This is a genomic window from Candidatus Effluviviaceae Genus I sp., assembly GCA_016867725.1.
In the GTDB taxonomy this organism is placed as follows: Bacteria; Joyebacterota; Joyebacteria; order Joyebacterales; family Joyebacteraceae; genus VGIX01.
The window spans coordinates 1-21,901 of the sequence record VGIX01000031.1; the positions used below are offsets into that span (position 1 = coordinate 1).

General features: G+C 70.0%; 13 protein-coding genes and 1 tRNA gene. 10 read left to right on the plus strand and 4 right to left on the minus strand.

Annotated elements, in window-relative coordinates; translation table 11 throughout:
* On the minus strand, nt 1–418 hold a 418-nt coding region (locus tag FJY74_07255), incomplete at its 3' end, for a hypothetical protein (GenBank protein ID MBM3308105.1).
* Between the two features lie 736 nt (nt 419–1,154).
* Here FJY74_07255 and FJY74_07260 point away from each other — a divergent pair.
* Genes FJY74_07260 through FJY74_07280 form a run of 5 tightly spaced genes read left to right on the plus strand, consistent with a single transcriptional unit; the run spans nt 1,155 to nt 7,788 of the window.
* Nucleotides 1,155–1,646, plus strand: coding sequence for a hypothetical protein (locus tag FJY74_07260; GenBank protein MBM3308106.1), 492 nt, complete (start codon nt 1,155–1,157; stop codon nt 1,644–1,646).
* Between the two features lie 10 nt (nt 1,647–1,656).
* A complete protein-coding gene (locus tag FJY74_07265; protein ID MBM3308107.1) occupies nt 1,657–2,556 on the plus strand; it encodes a GNAT family N-acetyltransferase in 900 nt (299 codons plus the stop codon).
* A gap of 8 nt (nt 2,557–2,564) precedes the next feature.
* Nucleotides 2,565–4,877 carry a xanthine dehydrogenase family protein gene (locus FJY74_07270; GenBank protein ID MBM3308108.1) on the plus strand — a complete coding sequence of 771 codons (2,313 nt, stop codon included), beginning with the start codon at nt 2,565–2,567 and terminating at the stop codon, nt 4,875–4,877.
* Nucleotides 4,874–6,793 carry a CHAD domain-containing protein gene (locus FJY74_07275; protein ID MBM3308109.1) on the plus strand — a complete coding sequence of 640 codons (1,920 nt, stop codon included), beginning with the start codon at nt 4,874–4,876 and terminating at the stop codon, nt 6,791–6,793. The genes FJY74_07270 and FJY74_07275 overlap by 4 nt, the downstream gene beginning before the upstream one ends.
* Nucleotides 6,790–7,788 (plus strand): HEAT repeat domain-containing protein, encoded by a 999-nt coding sequence (locus FJY74_07280; GenBank protein MBM3308110.1) that lies wholly within the window; start codon nt 6,790–6,792, stop codon nt 7,786–7,788. Before FJY74_07275 ends, FJY74_07280 begins: the two co-directional genes overlap by 4 nt.
* Here the strand turns inward: FJY74_07280 and FJY74_07285 are convergent.
* Entirely contained in the window at nt 7,766–9,916 is a 2,151-nt protein-coding gene (locus FJY74_07285; GenBank protein MBM3308111.1) for a tetratricopeptide repeat protein, read from the minus strand. The genes FJY74_07280 and FJY74_07285 overlap by 23 nt on opposite strands.
* Before the next feature lie 713 nt (nt 9,917–10,629).
* Here FJY74_07285 and FJY74_07290 point away from each other — a divergent pair.
* The 4 genes from FJY74_07290 to pfkA all read left to right on the plus strand — a co-directional run bounded on the left by FJY74_07290 (nt 10,630) and on the right by pfkA (nt 17,675).
* On the plus strand, nt 10,630–11,190 hold the full coding sequence (locus FJY74_07290; protein MBM3308112.1) for a hypothetical protein: 561 nt from the start codon (nt 10,630–10,632) through the stop codon (nt 11,188–11,190).
* Nucleotides 11,191–11,271: 81 nt separating this feature from the next.
* The gene (locus FJY74_07295; GenBank protein MBM3308113.1) at nt 11,272–11,925 is read left to right on the plus strand and encodes a hypothetical protein; all 654 of its coding nucleotides are present in this window, start codon (nt 11,272–11,274) and stop codon (nt 11,923–11,925) included.
* A 389-nt stretch (nt 11,926–12,314) separates the two neighbouring features.
* Complete coding sequence (locus FJY74_07300; protein MBM3308114.1) at nt 12,315–16,664, plus strand: VCBS repeat-containing protein; 4,350 nt, start codon at nt 12,315–12,317, stop codon at nt 16,662–16,664.
* Between the two features lie 42 nt (nt 16,665–16,706).
* Nucleotides 16,707–17,675 (plus strand): 6-phosphofructokinase, encoded by a 969-nt coding sequence (gene pfkA / locus FJY74_07305; protein ID MBM3308115.1) that lies wholly within the window; start codon nt 16,707–16,709, stop codon nt 17,673–17,675.
* 27 nt (nt 17,676–17,702) lie between these two features.
* On the opposite strand, the gene clpB is transcribed toward pfkA, so the two are convergent.
* Nucleotides 17,703–20,291 (minus strand): ATP-dependent chaperone ClpB, encoded by a 2,589-nt coding sequence (clpB, locus tag FJY74_07310; protein ID MBM3308116.1) that lies wholly within the window; start codon nt 20,289–20,291, stop codon nt 17,703–17,705.
* Between the two features lie 274 nt (nt 20,292–20,565).
* Here clpB and FJY74_07315 point away from each other — a divergent pair.
* Nucleotides 20,566–20,642: transfer RNA gene (locus FJY74_07315), tRNA-Met, on the plus strand.
* Nucleotides 20,643–20,730: 88 nt separating this feature from the next.
* Here the strand turns inward: FJY74_07315 and FJY74_07320 are convergent.
* Nucleotides 20,731–21,657 (minus strand): VCBS repeat-containing protein, encoded by a 927-nt coding sequence (locus tag FJY74_07320; protein ID MBM3308117.1) that lies wholly within the window; start codon nt 21,655–21,657, stop codon nt 20,731–20,733.
* Nucleotides 21,658–21,901: the final 244 nt, after the last annotated feature.

Here is a 21,901-nt window from a genome sequence, read left to right on the forward strand (position 1 = left end):
TCACGCTTGCGATCTCAGTCGGGTAGTATCCGCTCGACGAGTACGCGTCCTCGTCGAGCGCGAACTCCTCATCGAGGTACTCCCATCCTTCAGCCGTGTACCGGACGACCGTGGCAGGCACCGGGTAGAGAAGCGTCCCGTAGTAATGGAGCGGCTCTCCGGGAGTGACCGACAGCTCGATCTCACACCCCTTCGGGACCGCGATGAGCTGCCGGACGGCGGGCAGGAGCGGATGCCCCACCTCGTTGCTGTGCGAGTAGCCAGGGAACTCGAGCCGGTGGTACTCGGCAACGCCCTCCAGGACGGCGGCGCTGACGGCGCCGGGGGTCGTCAATGTGAGAACGAGCTCGCCTGATGTTGAGGAGAGGATCTCGATCGTCGGCGAGGCTGGGAGCGGCGTCATGCCATCGAACGACACCCAGCCCTGCGTGATGGCGGAGTCCTGCGCGACTGAAGCGGATGGAGCGGCAACTGAGACGAGAACCGACAAGGCGAGTACAGCGATGCGGGAAAACCGCGGGAAGTCGAGAGAGCGAGGAGGTGTGCGCATGGCGGGACCTCCTTTGCAAGGCGGAGCAGCTCTCATCTCACCTCGAACATCCAAGCGTGAATCGCACGTTTTATTGTACCCCCCCCTCATCGCTGTCAAGCCCGGGATGATGGAGCGACCGACGACGGCCCGCACGGTAGCACGTAGGGGTTCATCTGCACGGACTCCGCGGGCGCCAGCCCGCCGCCGCAACCCGCGCATATCAGCGTGACTCGTCGTCGAGGCGCCCTCCCTCGTCCGCCACCTCCTCTCAGCCGCTCCACCACGTGCAAAGGCCGCCTCCCCGAAGGGGAGACGCCCCTTGACACGAGGTCCCTCCATATCACCGGTACAGCGCCTTGATCGTGGTCCAGGACACCGGCTCCACCGGCGTCACCCGGCCCGTGATGACGATGTTGTCGAGGCTGCACGACTCGGCCCACACGCCGTGACATCTCCAGTGGCCGGTCGTATGGAGAAGGAGCCGCTGGCTGTTCCCGGTTGCGGCGTGCGACGGAACGCCTCTGCATGCGCAGGATGTCAAGTGACCTCATTGACGAAAGCCCCGCGGACTGCTAGGTTGTCGCGGCGTTCCGCTCACAGGACGGCGAGAGGGAGGTGACCCATGAAGGGGATCACGGCCATGGCGGCGGTCGCGCTCATGATCGTCGCCCCCGCGTGCTCGCAGCAGGCTGAGGCGCCGGCGGACCGAGGGGCCGCCGGGCAAGGCGCTGCGCCCGCAGGCGGCGCGACGGCGCTCGAGACCGCCGTCGCCGGCATCTTCAAGGCCTCGTGCACGAGCTGCCACGGCGGCCCGCGCACGCCCGGCAAGCTCACGCTCGACGCGGCGGCGTTCGTCGAGGCCACGGTGGGCGTCACGAGCGCGCAGATGGACACCCTGCCGCTCGTCCAGCCGGGGAAGCCCGACAGGAGTTACCTCCTGATGAAGGTCAACGGGGACACGCGCATCAAGGGCAGGAGGATGCCGATGGGCGCCGACCCGCTGACCGACGAGCAGATCCGACTCATCGCGGACTGGATCTCGGCGCTTGCGGCGGCGCCCGCCGACACCGCGGCGCCCGCGGCCGCCGCGTCCGACGCGGGGACGGGAACCTAGAGGTCCGGAGATGCCGGCGATCGAGGTGCGCCCTCTGCGCCCGGGCCAGGAGGGAGTCTGGCTCGGCCTGAACATCTCGCGGACCGCGGTGGCCGCGAGCCTGCCGGACATCACGCGCCGCCTGAGGTGTCACGGCGCTGACGAGCGGGCATTCCTGTTGGCGTTCGACGGAGAGCGCTGCGTCGGCCGGCTCGAAGGCGTCTTCCTCACCCCGAGGCTATACCTCCTGCGCGAGGTGCACGCCGCAGACGATCCGGGAGCCTGCGACATCCAGAACGCGCTGTGCGGGTATCTCAGGCCGTCCTTCGCGAAGGACGGCATCACCGTGCTCACCTGGGACACCGAGACGAGCAGAGCGCTCAACGACGCCCTCGCCCGCTCGGGATTCGAGGTGGCGAAGAGGAAGGTGTTCGTGGAACGCCGCCTCGAGGGCTATCGGTCACCGCACAGCGATCCGTTCGCGTACCGCCCTCTATCGCTCGTCGGCCGCCGCAGGTTCGTCCGCGTCATGGCCGAGGCGTCGGAAGGCGACCCGTTCGAGGACGACGCCGACCGGGACGTCGAGCGCGAGTTCCAGGACCTGGTAGACCACGCGGGCCGCTCGTTCGACCCGTCGTGGTGGCAGATCGCGACCCTCGAAGACGAGGCGGTCGGCGTCGTTCTGCCGCAGACCTACCCGGAGCGGCCGGACGAGGGGACGCTGTTCTACGTCGGCGTGAGACCGGCGTTCAGGGGGCGCGGCTACGGCAGGGTCCTTCACGCCGCAGGGCTCGCGTTCCTCTCGCGCCACGGCGTGACGAAGTACATGGGCTCGACCGACGAGAGGAACGCGCCCATGATCGCCGTGTTCAGAACCAACGGCTGCGCGCGGACGGGCACGCAGCTCTTCCTCCGGGCGAGGAGTGACTAGGAGGAGCCGTGGCGGACCGGTTCATCGCGGACGACGCGGCGGACGGCGGTCCCTCGGTGGGCAGGCGAGTCCGCCGCGTGGACGCCGAGGACAAGGTCACGGGAGCGGCCGCGTACGTGGACGACCTCCGCGCCGCGGGCATGCTCCACGCCGCGGTGGTCCTCCCCCGCGTCGCGCACGCGAGGCTGCTCGCCCTCGACGCGAGCGGGGCGCTCGCGGTCCCCGGCGTCGCCGCCGTCGTGACGGCGGAGGACATCCCGGGGGCGAACCAGGTCGGCGTCATCGACGCCGACCAGCCGCTCCTCGTGAAGGACACGATCCGGTACACGGGGGACGCCGTCGCGCTCGTCGTCGCCGACTCGCCGGAGGCGGCACGCGAGGGCGCGGCGGCGGTCGCGCTCTCGTGCGAGGAGCTGCCGGCCGTCTTCGACGCCGAGGAGGCCATGGCGCGCGGGGCGCCGCGGGTGCACGACGGGGGCAACGTCTTCCTTCAGTACCGCGTGCGCAAGGGCAACGCGGAGCGCGGGTTCGCCGGGGCCGACGTCGTCGTCGAGAGGACGTTCCGCACGTTCCACCAGGAGCACTCCTACCTCGAGACGATGGGCGCGATCGCCGTGCCGGACGGCCGCGCGGCCATGACGGTCTACGGCTCAATGCAGTGCCCGTTCTACGTGCAGAAGGCCGTCGCGACCGCGCTCGGTCTTCCGCTCGCCGCCGTCCGCGTCGTGCAGACGGTGACCGGCGGCGGGTTCGGCGGCAAGGAGGACTCGCCGAGCGAGATCTGCGCGTGCGCGGCCGTCGCCGCCTGGAAGGTCGGCCGACCCGTGAAGCTTGTCTACTCGCGGGAGGAGGACTTCTACCGTTCGAGCAAGCGCCATCCGATGACCGTGACGTTCCGACTGGGCGCGACGCGGGACGGCGCCTTCACGGCCGCGAGGATCCGCATCGTCGCCGACGCCGGCGCGTACTCCACGCTCACGCCGGTCGTCCTCTTCCGCTCGGCCGCGCACGCGACGGGGCCCTACGAGATCCCGAACGTCGAGACCGACGCGTACGGCGTCTACACGAACGGCCAGACCACCGGCGCCTTCCGCGGGTTCGGCCAGCCCCAGACGATCTTCGCGAACGAGTCGGTCGTGGACGAGGTCGCCGCGGCGCTCGGCATGGACCCCATCGAGATCCGCCTGCTGAACGGCCTGGACGTCGGGAGACGCACGGCGACGAACCAGCTCCTCACGGAGAGCGTCGGGCTCCGCGACACGCTCAGACGCGCGCGCGACGTCTCGGGCTGGGACGCCAAGCGCGCGGCCGGCGCGGTCGGCACCGAGGGCGGGCGCGTCCGCCGCGGCATCGGCGTCGCCTCCATCTACTACGGCGTGAGCCTCGGCGCGAAGGGTCTCGCGCTCGACGGGTCGGGAGCGCTCGTGAACGTGTACCGCGACGGCTCCGTGAGGGTCGCGGTCGGCGGCACCGAGATGGGCCAGGGGCTCCTCACGGTGCTCTCGCAGATCGCGGCCGACGCGCTCGGCATCGCGGTGTCGTCGGTGCGCGTGGACCTCGCGGACACGAGCGCGGTCCCCGACAGCGGCCCGAGCGTCGCGTCGAGGACCACGCTCATGACGGGCAACGCCGTCCTCGACGCGGTCGCGAAGATCAGGGCGGCCATGGGCGCGGCGGCAGCGGAGATCCTCGGCGTTCCGTCCTCGGCCGTCGCGTTCGCGGGCGGGCGCGTCGCGGGAGGCGACCGTTCGATCGCGTTCGGCGAGCTCGCCGACGCCTGCTGGGCGAAGAACGTAGCCACGGCGGCATCGGGGTGGTACGCGGCGCCGGTCTCGACCTTCGACGAGAACGGGCAGGGCGACGCGTACGCGGTGTACTCGTACGCGACGCACGTGGCGGAGGTCGAGGTGGACACGGAGACGGGCGCGGTGCGCCTCGTGAGGATGACGGCGGCGCACGACGTCGGGAAGGTGCTCAACCCGACGACGCTCGAGGGCCAGGTCGAGGGCGGCGTGCTGCAGGCGGCCGGCATGGCGCTGTTCGAGAGGATGCGGACCGACCGCGGGCGCATCGTCACGCCCGACTTCTCGACCTACATCATCCCCACGGCGGCCGACGCGCCCGAGATCGCGTCGGCGTTCGTGGAGCACCCCTACTCGCGCGGCCCGTTCGGCGCGAAGGGCATCGGCGAGACGCCGGCGATGCCCGGCGCCGCGGCCATCGCGAACGCCGTCGCGAACGCCGTCGGCATCCGGTTCAGCGAGCTCCCCATCACGGCGGAGCTCGTCACGCGCGCGCTCACGGAAAGGAAGAACGGATGAGAAGCTCCGGAACCCCCATCGCGCGGTGTCTCGTGGCGGCCGCGCTCCTCGTCGCGCTTGCGCTTCCGCCCGCGCGCGCGGCCGGGCCGTGCGACAGAACGCTCGACGACGCCCTCCGCGCGATCCTCATGGCGCGGGACGACCTTCGGTTCCGCAGCGACTCCGCGGACGCGCGGGACGCGTTCCGGCTCACGGCCGTGGACTCGCTGTTCGCAAGGCCGCTCGACACGGAGAGCTACGTGAGGAGCCTGGCGACCGAGGCGGCCGCGCTTGGCTCGCTGGAGTCGCGGTTGACCGCGGCCGCGCGGGAGCTCGACATCGCGCTCGAGCCCGTCGCGGCGGGTGCGGAGGCGGACCTCGGCGAGGCGGCCGCGCCGTGGACGCAGGCGCTCGACATCCTCCTGCCCGCGCTTCGCAGCGCGGCGGCCGACGTGGACAGCGCGTTCGCCGGCCTCTCCGCCGGTGAACGGCGTTTCCTCGAGGAGAACGCGAGGGTCCTGCTCGAGGAGCAGGAGTTCGCGCCCGACAAGCCCATCGAGGTCAAGGACAGGGAGGCCAGAGAACAGGAGGAGAAGGGAGCGATCCTGCTCGACATCGCGGCGCGCGTCAGCTACAGGCATCTCGCCCGCGCGGGACGCACGGTGGCGGGCGCGGTGGACGCCGCCACTCCCGTCGTCGAGGGGCTCGCCGAGTCGCTCGACCGGCCGCCCGCGCCGAGCGGAAGGAGGCTGCCGGCCGACATCGTAACGGGCGATGTCTGGGACGTCGTGGAGACGGAGTTCGGCACCGTCGTTGTCGGCGGTCCCGGGCCGACGACCTACCACAGGGCGTGCGCGCTCGTCATCGACCTCGGCGGCGACGACACGTACGCCGCGCCCGCCGGCGGCGCGCGGCCGGGGCTCCCGGTGGCGGTGGTCATCGACGCCGGGGGCGACGACGACTATGCGTGCGGGGCGCGCGAGGGCGCGTTCGGCGCCGGCTTCATGGGCGTCGGCGTGCTCGCCGACCTCGGCGGCGACGACCGCTACAGGGCCGGCAGCTTCTCCATCGGCTCCGGTCTCTTCGGCGTCGGCGTGCTGCTCGATCGCGCAGGCAACGACTCGTACGCCGGCGACACCTGCGTCCAGGGCTCGGGCGCGTTCGGGATCGGCCTTCTCATCGACGAGGCCGGGAACGACTCCTACCACGGCGCGCTCTTCTGCCAGGCGTTCGGGTTCGTGAAGGGCTTCGGGCTCCTCTACGACGGCGCGGGCAACGACGTGTACTTCGCGGGCGGCAAGTACACCGACGAGATCCGCTACTTCGACCACTTCCTGAGCCTCTCGCAGGGGTTCGGGTTCGGGTGGCGACCGGACGCCTCGGGCGGGATCGGGGTCCTGGCGGACGAGGGCGGGAACGACGTGTACGTGTCGGACATCTTCGGGCAGGGGTCGAGCTACTGGTTCGCCGTCGGCGGGCTCGTGGACTTCGCGGGGAACGACCAGTACGTGTCGTACCAGTACGCGCAGGGCGCCGCCACGCATCTCACCGTGGCCGCGCTCGTGGACCTGGCGGGCAACGACAACTACGTCTCCAAGGGCGTCTCGCAGGGCTGCGGCCACGATCTTGCGATCGGCATCCTCCACGACCTCGCCGGCAACGACAACTACGTGTGTCACGACCTGTCGCAGGGCGCGGGCAACGCCAACGGCATCGGGGTGCTCATGGACGACGCCGGCAACGACTCGTACACCGTTCGGGACCCTGTGAACACGCAGGGCTACGGGAACTTGCGGCGCGACTACGGGAGCGTCGGGATCTTCATCGACGGCGGAGGTCGCGACGCTTACTCCGGCAGAGGAAGCGATGGCGCGTGGTGGAGGGCGAGCGAGTACGGCATCGGCGTGGACACCGAGTGCGTGGAGGACCGGCCATGAAGACAGCACGCGCCTTCAGGGCGCTCGTCGTCGCGGCGCTCATCGCGCCGCCGGCCGCCGCGCCTGCGCAGGCCGAGACGCAGCCCGCGCCGGCCGACACGAGCGGCCTTGCGGACCTCACGCCCGCGGAGCTCCTGGTGCGCGCATCGTCCAGCGCGCTTCAGTACGCCGCGCTCAGTGCGCCGGCGTCGCGGCTGCTCGTCGCGAGGCACGAGGAGTCCATCCCCTGCCTCGTCTCGAGGCTGGACACCGACGACGTGCGCGAGCGCATCGCCGTCGAGGACGTTCTCTTCCGCATCGGCGAGCCGGCCGTCGGGCCGCTCGTCGAGGCGCTGTCCCACGAGGCCCGGCGGACCGACACGACTCGCGGGGCGCGGCTCGCCGCCGGCGTGCTCGGGCGCATCGGGAGTGCGAGCGCGGTCGATGCCCTCGTCGCAGTCCACGAGCACGAAGACTGGAAGGTGCGGGCGGCCGTGGCTGGGGCGCTCGGCGGGATCGGCGATCCGGGGTCCGACCGCGCGCTCGTCGCGCTCCTCCGGGACGACGTCGACATCGTCAGGAAGAGCGCCGCGGTCTCCCTCGCGCAGGTCGAACGGAAGGCGCCGGGCACGCTCGACCGCGTCGCGGCCGACGCGCTGCTCGCGGCGCTGGGCGACCCGTTCTACGGCGTGAGATACGGAGCGGCCGGCGCGCTTGCGGCCGCCGGCGGCCGCGTGGCTGCCGATCTCGTCGCGCTCGCAAGAGCGGGAGCCGGTCAGGAGAGCCGCCTCGCGGTCAGGACGCTCGGAGACATGCGCTGGCGGCGGGCGCTGCCTGCGCTGCGCGCGCTCTTGCGCTCGCCGGACTGGACGATGAGGGCCGAGGCGGCGGACGCCATCGGCATGATCGGGCCGGACGGAGCGTCGCGCGGGAGCCTCGGGAGACTGCTGAGAGAAGAGCCGCACCCGCTCGTGAGGGCGCTCGCCGCGGCCGCTATGGGGCGCGCGGGCCGCTGAGCGGGGCGGGGCCGCCACCGGTTCGGGCGGCAGCCATGAGCCGCCGCACCTGCTCGATGTTGCCCGCGATGTTGCGGTTGCCGGGATCCAGCCGGAGCGCTGCATCGAGCTCAGCGAGAGCCTCACCGTACTGGCCCGTTCTCGCAAGCGCCACGCCGAGGTTGTTCCGTGCGTTCGCGTACGACCCGTCGATCTGCACCGCGCGGCCGTAGGCCGCGATGCTCTCGGGAAGCCTCCCCGTGTCCTCGAACACGGCGCCCAGGCCGTTCCACGCCTCCTTGAAGCGTGGATCGGCCATGACCGCGGATGAGAAGCGCTGCTCGGCGCCGGCGAGGTCGCCCTCGCGCAGGAGGACGGTCCCCAGGTTGAACTGCGCCTCCGGCAGCCACGGGTCGCGACGCACCGCCTCCTCCAGCCACGCGCGCGCCGGTTCGAGCTCCCCCCGCTTCAGGTGGTACCATCCCGCGTTGTTGGCCGCCGGCGCGAACGTCGGGGCCGTGTGGGCGGACGCGCGGTACGCCGCGAGCGCCTCCTCGGACCGGCCGAGCTTCTCGAGCGAGAGCCCCATCGCGTTCTGCGCCTTCGCCCGCGTCGGCGTGGACGCCCCCGACATCTCGATCGCCTTCAGGAACTCCTCGATCGCCGCGTCGTGTCTCCCCTTCATGGCATGCGCGGCGCCGATCTGGTAGCGCGTCTGCGCTCGGTCCCCGAGATGCGTGCCGTAGAAGTCGGCGTTGACGAGCGCGGCGGCGCACGCGACGAGCGCCGCGCCCGCGACGAACCTCCGGGCGTCGCGGGAGCGCACCCTGTCCACGAGCCACAGCGCGCCGGCGGCCGCGAAGACGATGAGCGCGGGCACGACCGGAATGCGGAACCTCGAGCACACGAAGAAGAGCACGACGCCGGTCATGTGCGCGGCGACGAAGAGCGCGAGGAGCACGGCCGTGGGGTGACGCCGACGAAGCGTCACGGCGGCGCCGACGGCGGCCAGCGGCGCGACCACGCCGAAGTGGAGCCAGGCGACGCCGCCGTACACGCGCGACATGCGCGCGAAGTGGTAGACGTCCTTGTTGTTCGGCAGCTCGTACCGGTTCCAGAAGAGAACCACCTTCCTCGCGAAGAGCGCGGCGGCCTCGCGCGGGTGACCGAGGATGAACTCCCTGCCCTTCCGATACCAAAACGCCGACACGCCGCTCGATGACAGCGTCCTCCCCTCCTCGCGCTCCGCGACGCGCACGCAGTCCTCGTACTCCCACGCGTCCCCCAGCACGGGCAGCACGGCCGACGCGCCGTCCGAGGCGCGGTTGTTGCCGATGAAGAAGTTCACGCCGCCCTGGGACGCGATGAGAACCAGGTCCCTCTCGAGCGCGAAGTTCCTGATCGTGACGGGCGCGATGACGATGCCGGCCCCGAGCAGGAACACTACCGACCGCAGCACCGCCGACCGCAGCGGCGTCCGCCCATCGAGGACCGTGAGCCCGCCGCGCGCCCGCGGGGCGGCGGGCTCACGGCGCGGTTGCCGGTCATCGGGGCGCGACGCGCTCGCCGCCCGCCACCAGATCCACCCCATCACGCACGGCGCGAAGAGGAGGGCCGGCGGCCTGGTGAGCGCTGCCAGACCGAGCATGGCGCCGGCGGAGAGCCACCTGCCCCAGCTCGGGACCTCGTCCGCCCGCAGCACGGCCAGGAGCAGGAACGCGCCGAGCGCGACGACGAGCGACTCGATGAGAAGCTCGTTGGTGAAGTAGATGAGGAAGGGATAGAGCGCGGCGACGATGCCTGCGACGACCGCCCCGCGCCGCCCGAGCAGGCGCTTGGCGAGAAGATACGCGGCGACGGGAACGAGCGCCCCGTACGTCGCCTGGAGGAGGCGCGCTCCGAGGAGACTCCCGCGGAAGAGGAGAAGCGCGAGCGCGAGCGAGTAGGGATAGAGCGGAGCGCGGAAGAAGACGGCGCTCCCGACCCAGTCCCCGGCCGCGAGCGCGCTCGCCCATTGAACGTGATACAGCTCGTCCAGGAGCGGCGCGTCGGCAAGCGGGCTTGCACGAAGCTCCAGAACGAAGACGGCGCGGAGGATCCACGCCGCCACGAACAGGAGCACCACGAGCGTCCGGTCCGAGAGTCTCACCGCGCCTCCATCCCGCGCCCGAGCGGCATCTCGCTCCCCTTCGATGTGTCGCCAGGCAGCCACGCCGAGCCGGCGAACATGGTAAGGGAACCCCTCCCCAGCGGCAAGCCGCGAGGGCCCGGCCGACCGGCTGCACCGGGGCGCTCCGGGAGGAGTTGATCCGGGAGGCCGATGAAACCCCGCCACCCGCGCCGCATCAGAAGCCGAGGCCGGCTGGTCCTAGGCCGGCTGGTTGCCCAAAGCCCGCGGGAAAGCCCTTGCCCGGGCGCGAATGCGAGCAGCGTACCGGGCGGGGCTCCGCGGGCGACATGTGGGAGGCCCCCAGCACGCCACCGTAAGGGAAAGGCCACAAATCCAGATTGACGCCTTGTGCTGGATGTGCTACACTATCTGTGCAGGAGGAGTGAGGTTCACAGGACACAGGGCGACCCGCACAACGGGCCGCATGGATGGTGCGCGGAGACGGGCAGACCGGACCCCGCGGGGCACACGCATCGGCGCGAGTGCGCAGGAGGGGAGACTCGAACATCGGCGATCGCGTTCGTGACGTTCATGAATCGCTCGCAGCAGCGGAAGACGCAACGCAGAGAAAGGAGCGCGGCGGGACCATGAGGAAGACTACCATTGCCGCACTTGTGCTGGTTCTCACCTTGGCTTTGTCGCAGACTGCCGGCGCCATCTCCTTCATGGGGAATGGCAGCGGGAGTCTGATGATGAGCCCGGCCAGGTATTCGGGGACCTTCATCTCCGGTCTCACGGGCACGTGGTCCTTCACGATCGATGACTCGATGTGGCCGTCCGCAGCGGACAGCACGGCCCGCTTCAACTACATCTGGGACACCTACTTTGCCGGGAACTACGACGCCACAGTCGGCGCGGAGGGCTGGTGGGGGTACTTCGACGGCATCACGACGCCCTCGGCCCCTCGGCTCACCTTCAACACCACCGCTCCGGCGGGATGGAACGGGGTCATGGTCGCCAATGCGTCGATCGTGATCCTGATCCGCGACTGGTACGCCGACGGGATCCTCGACCAGGCGGAGAAGCACCGGAGGAACCACCAGCTGAGCGCCACGTTCTCCCTCGACCCGCTGCAGGGCACGGGCGACTACTACAACATGTGCGGCCACGGGTCGCTGAGCGCGGGCAACTTCAACTTCAAGAACCCGCCGACCCTCGACTCCCTCACGCCGAACGGCCAGGTCACGATGTACAACTGCCCGAGTCCGGTGGAGGAGCAGACCTGGGGCGTGATCAAGTCGCTGTACCGCTAGACGACCTGAGGGTTGAGAGCAGACCAGGAGTTGGCAGAAGAGGAAGGCTTCCGCGAGGGAGCACAACAAGAGGAGATGGCGATGCGCGCGTTCATGATTGTGCTTGCGGCGCTCATGCTGATGGCTCAGGCCGCAGTCGCCGAAGAGACGTTCGTGTGGTTCTACGGTCTCGGCGCCGGTGACTTCATGGACAGCCCGCCTGTGTTCACGGGCGGGATGGACCCCGCCGGCGAGATCCAGGACGGCAGCTGGACGATCACCATCAACGACACCGGCTGGCCGACGGAACCGCCCGAGGTTCGCTACCAGTACATCTGGAACACCTTCTTCGCTCCGAACTACGTCCCCGGCACGCCGAGCGCGTGGACCGGCTACTTCGACACCGCCCACGGCCTCCCCGCCCTCAACACCCTCGCGATCGTGGACAACACGAACGTCGGCTCGATGTCCGGCGTGTGCTCGGTCCAGATCCAGGTGCAGGACCTCAACAACAACATGGTCCTTGACGAGGGCGAGTTCTGCACGGGCAGCCTCGCGGGCATCGTCGTGATCATCCGCGACGGCACGGGCTGCTACGACGGCATGTGCGGCACGGGCAACTACTACGGCACGTACACCAAGGCCTGCCCCGGCACCATCGAGGAGTGGGCGTTCGGCATGTACCTCTGGCTCGAGGACTGCAGCACGCCGGTCGAGGCGAAGAGCTGGGGCGCGATCAAGGCCCTCTATCAGTAGCGCGCGTGACGACCTGACGCTGTGACGTTGTGTTGATGGGTTCGCCGGGCCTGGGTCGAGATGATCCGGGCCCGGCTTCGGAAGGGCGGTAGCGGCCCGGGCGCGAGAGTGGGCAACCCGTGAAGAAGAGAGGGAGCCCCGGGCCACGGGATGGGCGGCGCAATCGGCCCATCGCTGGCCTGGCGGGCTTCGCAGCACTCCTCATCTCGCTCGCATCGTACGCAGGAGGCCCTCGGGAAAACGGTTCAGCACTCGTCGCGGATTCTGTTGCCGCCTCGTCGGTGCTCGCGGCCGATCGTTTCCTTCAGGGTCCACCGAGGGGGCCGTTCGGACTCACAAGAACTGCGCTAAAGCTCGACTGGGACGGAAGCTCTGAGGCCGGCGCGGACATGATGCGCCGGCCTGTGTTTTTGCTCTCGGGCGCCGACGCGGTCGTACGGCGACTCGTCGCGTTGCCTGAGTGCGCGACCGTGAGCATCGAGTCCATCGCCGTCCGCGCCCCGACGGGCGACGTCCTGCTTTCGGAGGGCGCCGCGGCCTCCGTCGCCGGCATCGAGAGCATCGGCAAGCTCCGCGACCAGACGGTCGCCATCGTCCGGCTCGACCTTGCGGCTCTCGCAGGCGCGTGCGGTCCCTCGCGGCGCGCCGGCGAGCTCGAGATCACGATCGCCCTGGAGGGCGCCGCGGGGGCGGCGTCAAGAGACACGGGGCCTTTCGCGCACGCCTGCTCCAGGACCCTGCTCAACTACGAGCCTGTCGCCCCGCCGTGGCGCCCGCCCGCCGCGGCGCGCGCCGGGGCGCGCGGGGGCGTCGCGTACTGCACGACCGCCGCGGAGTGCGCCGCGGCGGGCACCGACGTGCTCATCGTCGCCGCGGCCGACCTCGCGAGCACGCCCGCGCTTCGGGCGCTGGCGCTCCACCACGCGGAGTACCTCGGCCTCAACGTGTCGATCTTCTCCGCGGGCGACCTCCCGGCGCTCACGCCCGAAGCGCTCCGCGACCTCATCCGGCAGGTCTACGAGAGCCGGTCGGCCGCCGGGTTCGGCGACGGCCACCTCGGGTTCGTTCTCCTCGTCGGCGACGCGTACGCCGACGACAACCAGACCGTGATGGTGCCGGCCTACAACGGCTACGGAGGCAACGAAGTGGCCTCCGACCACTACTACGCCTGCGTCAGCGGCGACGACGACTTCGAGGATGTGATGATCGGCCGGCTCTCCGTCGGCAACCTGGCCGACCTCGTAGCGGTCGTCACGAAGTGCACCGGCTACATGCCCGTCAGCTCGACACAGGAGTGGAGCAGCAGCGTGCTCCTCATCGGCGGGATGTTCTACACGCTCAAGAGCGAGTATGTCGCCCTCTTCAACGAGTACGATGAGATCATCCCCGATTCGTTCCAGGTGGGCCGGATCTACAGACACGACTTCGCAAGCGACCACGCGTGCGCGATCGCGGTCACGCGCGAGTTCAACAACGGCCATCTCATCGTGAACTTCGCGGGCGACGGCTGGGTGTCGCTGTGGGACCGCACGCTCAACACGACGCACATCGCGGGCATGGAGAACGGTGACCGACTGCCGATCGTCCTCTCGATGGCGTGCGCGACGGGGGGGTTCGACAACACGACCTACCCCGACGCCAACGGCTCGTACGATTGCCTGGCCGAGCAGCTCGTGAACGCGCCGGGCAAGGGGGCGGTCGCCTGCCTCGCGGCCCCGCGGGCCAGCGACGGCGGGATGTTCAGGACGCTCACGAAGAGCATCTACCGCGCGATGTTCGATGAGCACGCGCTCTTCATCGGCGAGGCGATCGCGGTGGGCAAGCTCCTGCACCTGCAGGGCGACCAGAACGTGAACTACGTCCGGCACTTCAACCTCTTCGGCGACCCCACGCTCATCTTCGCGTCGGACGCGCCGCCGACGGACGCGCCGGACCTTGCGCTCAAGCCGCATGAGACAGCGTGGTCGCCGGCGTTCCCGGGCACGAACTCCACCGTGACCGTGGCGGTGACCGTCACGAACCAGAGCGCCGTCCCGGCGTCGAACGTCGCGGTCCGGCTGACAGGCCAGTCGCCCGCCGGGCAGTATCGGTGCGATGCGATCATCCCGTTCCTTGGAGGGTGGTCATCGGAGAGCGCGGTGCTGACCATCCCGGACCGGACGGCGGGACCGCACACCGTCGAGATCGCGGCCGACCCGGACGGCCTGATCGCCGAGTCGAACGAGAGCAACAATGCGCATGCCACGGGGTTCTACGTGTACCGTCACGCGTCCGGATTCCCCGTCGATCTTGGCATCGGACTGCACAGCGCGGCCATCGGGCGGCTCGGGAACGAGTTCCGAACCGTGACCGTCGATGAGAACGCGAGCGTCCGCGCCGTAGGGCCGTCGGGCATCGAGGTCTGGGCGTCCCCCGGCGCCGTGCACCCTCTGGACTTCACGCCGGAGATCGCCCCGGCCATCGGCGACATCAACGGAGACGGCGTAAGCGAGGTTGTCGCCACGCGCCGGCTGGGAGTCGCCGCGTTCAGCGGCGACGGCGACACGCTGTGGACGCTTCACACGAAGGACCCGGTCGGCTATCCGGTCCTCGCGGATGTGAACGGCGACGGGATCTCGGACATCCTCCTGGCCACGTACGGCCTCTTCGGCGAGACGTCCGACATCCTCGCCCTGAGCGGCCAGGGGCAGCAGCTGTGGGTTCGCCCGCTTCCCCAAGGCGCGAAGCCGACGGCGTCGCCGGTCGTCGGGGACATCAACCTCGACGGCCGCCCGGACATCATCTACGGCACGAGCCAGGGGCGGATCGGCGCGCTCACCACGGCGGCCTCCCCTCCCACGCATCTCTGGGGGCCGGTCCAGGTCTCGTCGAGCCCGGTGGTCGCGCTTGCGCTAGGGGACGTGGACCACGACGGACGCTTCGAGGTCATCGTGGCGTCGAACAAGCTGTACTGCGTGAACGCGGACGACGGCAGCGTGGCCTGGAACGTCCCCCTCGACTCGGACGTGTGCTCTCTCGCGCTCGGGGACGTTGACGGGGACAGAGTCCCGGAGATCGTGGCCGGCTCGAAGAACGGGACGATCTACCTCCTCGCCGGAAGCACGGTCTCCTGGTCGGCGCCTCTCTTTGGCAGGCCGATGTGCTCGGCCGCCGTGGCCGACGCGGACGGAGACGGGGCTCCCGACATCATCGTCTCTACACAGGCAGGCTTCGTGCGCGTGTTGTCCTCGCGGGGCGCCGAGATCGCAGCGGTGCCGGTGCCGGGAGCTCCGGGCTCTCCCTTCGCCTGCGACATCGACAGGGACGGCGTCGCGGAGATCGCCGTTGCGACGAGCAGCGGCATGCTCTTCATGCTCCGCCTCCAGGGAGCCGCCGGCTGCCCCGTCGAGTGGGCCGGGCCCGGACGCAACGCGGCGAGGACGGGCGCGTACGCGCAGCCCCTGTCAGGGACGATCAACGGCTCCGTCACGCTCTCGGGCGAGTACACGGTGACGGGCGACGTCATCGTGCCTGCGGGCGCCTCGCTTACGCTCGCGCCGGGAACCAGTCTCGCGTTCGCATCAGGTGCGTCGCCGAAGCTCGAGGTTGCAGGAACACTGGTCGCAGCCGGATCCGCCGCCGCGGAGGTCACGATGCGAGCCTCCGGGCCGCGGGGCACGTGGAACGGCGTCGTTCTTCTCCCGGGAGCCACGGCGCAGCTTGCGGTCTGCCGCATCGAGAACGCCGAGGTAGGCATCTTCGGCATGCAGTCCACCGTGACCCTCCTGGGCGTGACCGTGAACCAGAACGCCGTCGGGATGCACCTCGACGACTGCACGCTGACCGCGTCGGCGTGCGCGTTCACGGACTCCGACACGCTCGGAGCGCGACTGGCCGGCGGCAGCGGGACCATCAGGGCATCGCTGTTCACGGAGAACCGCAGGGCGGGGCTGGTGTGCCGCGATGGCGCCACGCACGCCATCACGGCGAGCACGTTCAGCGGGTCATCGCAGGGCGACGGGATCGCCTGCCACAGGCTGTCGACCGTGGTCATCGACTCCTGCGTCGTCGTGTCGAACGCCCGGCACGGCATCCTCATCAAGAACTGCTCGCCGCTCATCTCGAACACGACGATCCGCGACAACGCGTTCTCCGGCGCCTTGTGCACGAAGCAGGCGTTCCCGGCGTTCAGCCGCTGCCAGTTCGTCTCGAACGGCGTCGGGGTCTCCGCCGAGGGTGGCGCCAACCCGGTTCTCGGAGGCGGCGCGGCCTCGGGCTCCGGCTACAACTCGTTCGAGAGGAACGCGACGGCCGCGGTCGCCAACCAGGCGTCGTCCGTGCGTCTGCAGGCCCTGTGGAACTGGTGGGGCCAGTCGCCGCCCAACCCGGCGTCCTTCATCGGCCGAGTCGATTACGCACCGTGGCTCACTTCGCCCCCGGCGACCCTCACGGCGTCGGTGGAAGAGGGTGACACGCCGATCGCTTTCGCCCTCGGCCAGAACACCCCCAACCCGTTCACGCCCACGACGACGCTCGCGTTCCACGTCCCCGCTCCCGGGGGCGAGGTGGCGATCTGCGTGTACGACGTGAGCGGCCGACTGGTGCGGACGCTCGCCTCGGGCTTCCGCGACGCCGGGACGCACGAGGCCGTCTGGGACGGCCGCGACGCGCGCGGGGAATTCGTTGCGGCCGGCGTCTATTTCGCTAGAATGGACGCTCCGGGATCCAGCTCCACCGTGAAGCTGATCCTCTTGAGGTAGCTCTCTCTTCCACCACGACGCGGAGGCCATCTGATGGACTCCATCAGCCACATCGCCGTGCTCACGAGCGGCGGCGACGCGCCGGGCATGAACGCCGCGACCAGGGCGGCCGTGAGAACGGCCATCGCCGCGGACGCGCGGGTCACCGGCGTCGTCCGCGGGTTCGAGGGACTGATCGCGGGCGACTTTCAGTCGCTCTCGGCCCGGTCCGTCTCGAACATCATCCAGACGGGCGGGACGATCCTCAAGACCAGCCGCTCCGAGGAGTTCCTTCGCGCGGAGGGCCGCGCGAAGGCGGCGGCGCGCCTCCGGGAGGCGGGGATCGGCGGGCTCGTCGGCATCGGCGGCGACGGGACGTTCCGGGGGCTCCACGCGCTCACCGTCGAGCACGGCATTGCCGTCGTCGGCGTGCCGGGCACCATCGACAACGACGTGTTCGGCACGGACTTCACCATCGGCTTCGACACGGCGGCCAACACCGCGCTTGAGTCCATCGACAAGATCCGCGACACCGCGGCCTCGCACGACCGGGTCTTCTTCATCGAGGTGATGGGAAGAGCGTGCGGAGCTCTGGCGCTCGAGGTGGGCGTGGCGGGCGGCGCCGAGGTCATCCTCGTGCCCGAGGTTCCTGTGGACCTCGATGCGGTGTGCCGCGCGCTCGACGAGGGCCACCGACGGGGCAAGACGAGCTACATCATCGTCGTCGCGGAGGGGGCCTGCGAAGGGGGCGCCCAAGCGGTCGCGGACTCGGTGAAGGCGCGGCTGGGGATCGACTGCCGGGTGAGCGTCATCGGCCACATCCAGCGGGGCGGCGCGCCGACCTCGTTCGACCGGACGCTCGCAAGCCGCACCGGGCGGGCGGCGGTCGAGGCGCTGCTGGCCGGCGAGACCGACGTGATGGCGGGCGTGTTGTGCGACCGCCTCACGCTCGTGCCGCTCGTCGAGACCTGGGAGAAGCGGAAGCCCGTGGATCTCGATCTGCTCAGGCTCACGACCATCACGTCGAGCTAGGCGCGACCCGAGCACCGCTTCGGCACGCTAACGCTTCACCTTGAACGTGAGCTTCCCGTCCTTCACGCCCACGACGACCGTGTCGCCCTCCGTGAACTCCCCCTCGAGGATCTTCACGGCCAGCGGGTTCTGGACGTCGCGCTGGAGCGCCCGCTTGAGCGGCCGCGCGCCGTACACCGGGTCGAACCCCTCCCGCGCCACCAGCTCGCGCGCCGCGTCGGTGAGCTCGACGTCCATCTTCCTCTCGGCGAGCATCCCGCGCAGCCGCCCGAGCTGGATGTCCACGATCGCCTTGATCTCGTCGAGGTCCAGCGAGTTGAAGATGACCACCTCGTCGATGCGGTTCAGGAACTCGGGCCGGAACTGGGCACGGAGCGCCTCGGTGACGCGCCGCCGCATCTCCTCGGGGTCGCCGCCGCCCAGCTCCTGGATCCACTGGCTCCCGACGTTCGAGGTCATGATGACGATGGTGTTCGTGAAGTCCACCGTCCTCCCCTGCCCGTCCGTGAGCCTGCCGTCGTCGAGGATCTGGAGGAGGACGTTGAAGACGTCGGGGTGCGCCTTCTCGATCTCGTCCATGAGGACGACGGAGTACGGCCGCCGGCGGACCGCCTCCGTGAGATAGCCGCCCTCTTCGTAGCCGACGTACCCGGGGGGCGCGCCGATCATGCGGGCCACGGAGTGCTTCTCCATGAACTCCGACATGTCGATGCGCACCATCGCGTCCTCGTCGTCGAACAGGAACTCCGCGAGCGCGCGCCCGAGCTCGGTCTTCCCGACGCCGGTGGGCCCCATGAAGATGAACGAGCCGATGGGGCGACGGGGGTCCTGGAGCCCCGCGCGGGCGCGGCGCACCGAGTCCGACACGACGCGGATGGCGTCGTCCTGGCCGACCACGCGCATCCCGAGCCGTTCCTCCATCTTGAGGAGCTTCGCGCGCTCGCCCTCGAGCATCCGCGACACCGGGATGCGGGTCCACGATGAGACGACCTCGGCGACGTCGTCCTCGTCCACCTCCTCCTTGAGCATCTGCTGGCTCTTCTGGAGTTCGGCCAGTCGCGCGTTCTCCTCTTCGAGGCGCTTCTCGAGCGACGCGATGCGGCCGTAGCGGAGTTCCGCGGCCTTGTTGAGGTCGCCCTGCCGCTCGGCGCGCTCGTACTCGGCCTTCGCCGACTCGATCTCGGCCTTCGTGTCGCGGATGGCCCTGATCGCGCCCTTCTCGTTCTCCCAGTGCACTTTCATCTCGGCCGAGCTCTCTCTAAGGTCGGCGATCTCGGCCTCGAGCTTCGCGAGGCGCTCCTTCGATTCCGCGTCGCGCTCCTTCTTGAGCGCCTCACGCTCGATCTCGAGCTGGATCACGCGCCGCTCGATCTCGTCCAGCTCCTGCGGCATGGAGTCGATCTCGATCCGCAGCCGGGACGCGGCCTCGTCGATGAGGTCCACGGCCTTGTCGGGCAGGAATCGGTCCGCGATGTAGCGGTGCGACAGCGTGGCCGCGGCGACGATGGCGGCGTCCTTGATGCGGACGCCGTGGTGCACCTCGTAGCGCTCCTTGAGGCCGCGGAGGATCGCGATCGTGTCCTCGACGGACGGCTCGCCGACGAGGATGGGCTGGAAGCGGCGTTCGAGGGCCGCGTCCTTCTCGATGTGCTTGCGGTACTCGTCGAGCGTGGTCGCGCCGACGGCGTGCAGTTCCCCGCGCGCGAGCGCGGGCTTCAGCATGTTGGACGCGTCCACCGCGCCCTCGGCCGCGCCGGCGCCGACGAGCGTGTGCATCTCGTCGATGAACAGGATGACCTCGCCCTCGGCCTCCTGTACCTCTCGGAGGAGCGCCTTCAGCCGGTCCTCGAACTCGCCGCGGTACTTCGTGCCCGCGACGAGAGAGCCGACGTCGAGCGCGTGGATGCGCTTGTTCTTGAGGCCCTCCGGCACGTCCCCGGCCACGATGCGCCGCGCGAGCCCCTCGACGATGGCGGTCTTGCCCACGCCCGGGTCGCCGATGAGGACCGGGTTGTTCTTCGTGCGGCGAGAGAGGACCTGGATGACGCGCCGGATCTCGTCGTCGCGGCCGATGACCGGGTCGAGCTTGCCTGCGCGGGCGAGGTCCGTGAGGTCGCGGCTGTAGCGCGCCAGCGCCTGGTACTTCTCCTCCGGGTTCTGGTCGGTGACGCGCTGGCTTCCGCGGATGTCCACGAGGACCTTGTAGATGTTCTCGCGACTCGCGCCCGACTCGCGGAGGATCGCGCCGGCCGGCGACTCGCGCTCCTCGGCGATGGCGATGAGCAGATGCTCCGTGCTCACGTACTCGTCCTTGAGCTGGCGCGCCTCGTTCCACGCGGCGCCGAGGACGGACTGGAACGTGGGCGACGCATAGGACTGCCCGGCCGCGCCGTACACCTGCGGCGACGTGTCGATCTCCTTCTCGAGCCGGTCGCGAACCGCGGAAACGTCGACTCCAAGGCGCTGGAGCACCGGGATGACGATGCCCTCGTGCTGCTCCAGGAGCGCGCGGAGCAGGTGCTCCGGCGTGATCTCCTGGTGGTTGCGCTCGGCCGCGAGGTTCTGCGCGGCCTGCACGGCCTCCTGGGCCTTGAGCGTGAACTTGTCCAATCTCATCGCTGCGACACCCCCTGCGTCATGCGGCCGGGGCCCGCCATGCCCCGGCCCCGAAGATACCCCCGCCGCGGGCTCGCCCGACCTCCGCCCCCCGAGAGCCTAGGGCCCGCGCTGCGGGGGTTCAACGGTTATGATGCTGAGCGGCGCGAGAAGGATGCGCCGGGTCTCCGGAAGGCCCATGTGACGGGCCTGAGGGATGCGCGTTGACGAGCGCCCGGCCCTTGGCTATCATCATGGGTGGGCGCCGGGTCCGACCCGGCCGCAAGACAGACACGCCGGTGTAGCTCAGTTGGTTAGAGCAGCGGAATCATAATCCGCGCGTCCGGGGTTCGAATCCCTGCACCGGTACCATGAAGCGGCCCTCCCGGGAGGCCGGGAGGGCCGCTTGTCTCGGTACGGCACCCGAGCCGCCGCCTGCGCGGACGGCATGTGGAGCGTGCTAGCGGTAGAGAGCCTTGATGGTCCCCCATGTCCCGCTGCCGACGGGCGTGATCTGCTCGTTGAGATACACTGACACGGCACCGAGTCGCCCGACGATGACCAGATCCAGGTCACCGTCGCAGTCAAGGTCGAGAAGCGCAACCCCCGTCACGCCGATCGTCGCCGCCACGCCTGTCAGCATCGCGTCATTGCGCACGTAGCTCCATGCCTGCGGCGTCCCGACGTTCTCCCAGCACTTGAGGCGGCTGCTGTACGACCCCCCTACGATGTCCAGATCGCCATCACCGTCGATGTCCCCCACCGCAAGCACGGAGTCGCTCACGCCGTATACCTCGGGTATGAGGCCAAGGCGGACCCAGAGGGGTGCCCAGGGTGTGCCGACGTTCTCGTACGCGATGAGCGCATAGATGCCATCGCCGTTCCTACCCAGAAGGTCCAGGTCTCCGTCCGCGTCGATGTCCGCCAGACAGACGAGCGAGTAGTATCCGGCGTAGGGGTTCCCAGGAACCGCGCCCCCGTATTGCCACGTCGGCACCTGTGGGGTACCCACGTTCCAGAACACCCGCAGACTGCAGCACTCGTAGCAGCCGTAGATGAGATCGAGATCCCCATCGCCATCAATGTCGCCCAGAGTGCCCTCGCCTCCGTGGCAGCCGAACGGGCGCGCGTCGGGGAACACGTTCGCCTGCAGCTGCCATGCAGGCGGACCGGGACATCCCATGTTCCAGTACACCCCGCCCCACCTGAAGGAGGCAAGGTCATCATCACCGTCACCATCGAGATCCCCGGCTGCGATGCACCCCAAGAGCCCCGTAGGCGCCCACTCATGCGCCGGGGTCCAGTACACCGCGGACTGTCCCGCCGCCGTCGCCGACCACAGCAGCGACATCGCCGCCATCACGACACCGATCGCAGTTCGTGCCATCGGGATCACCTCCTGTCCTCGTCGCGGTCCTGCAGTGCATCTCCGGAGCAGCGAGGCCGGACCACGGCGGCGCCTCACCGGCCATCCTCGGAGCGCGGCGTGTAGCGCACGCTCAGAACCGGAGCCCCGCCCGCCGCGCCGTGTGAGTCGCAGGCCCCGACCGCTCCCGGCCAGCCTGGAGAGACCGCCAGCACCAGCCCGTGGTTCGGGACCGTCCCCGTAGCCCAACCGCTCACCATGTCCG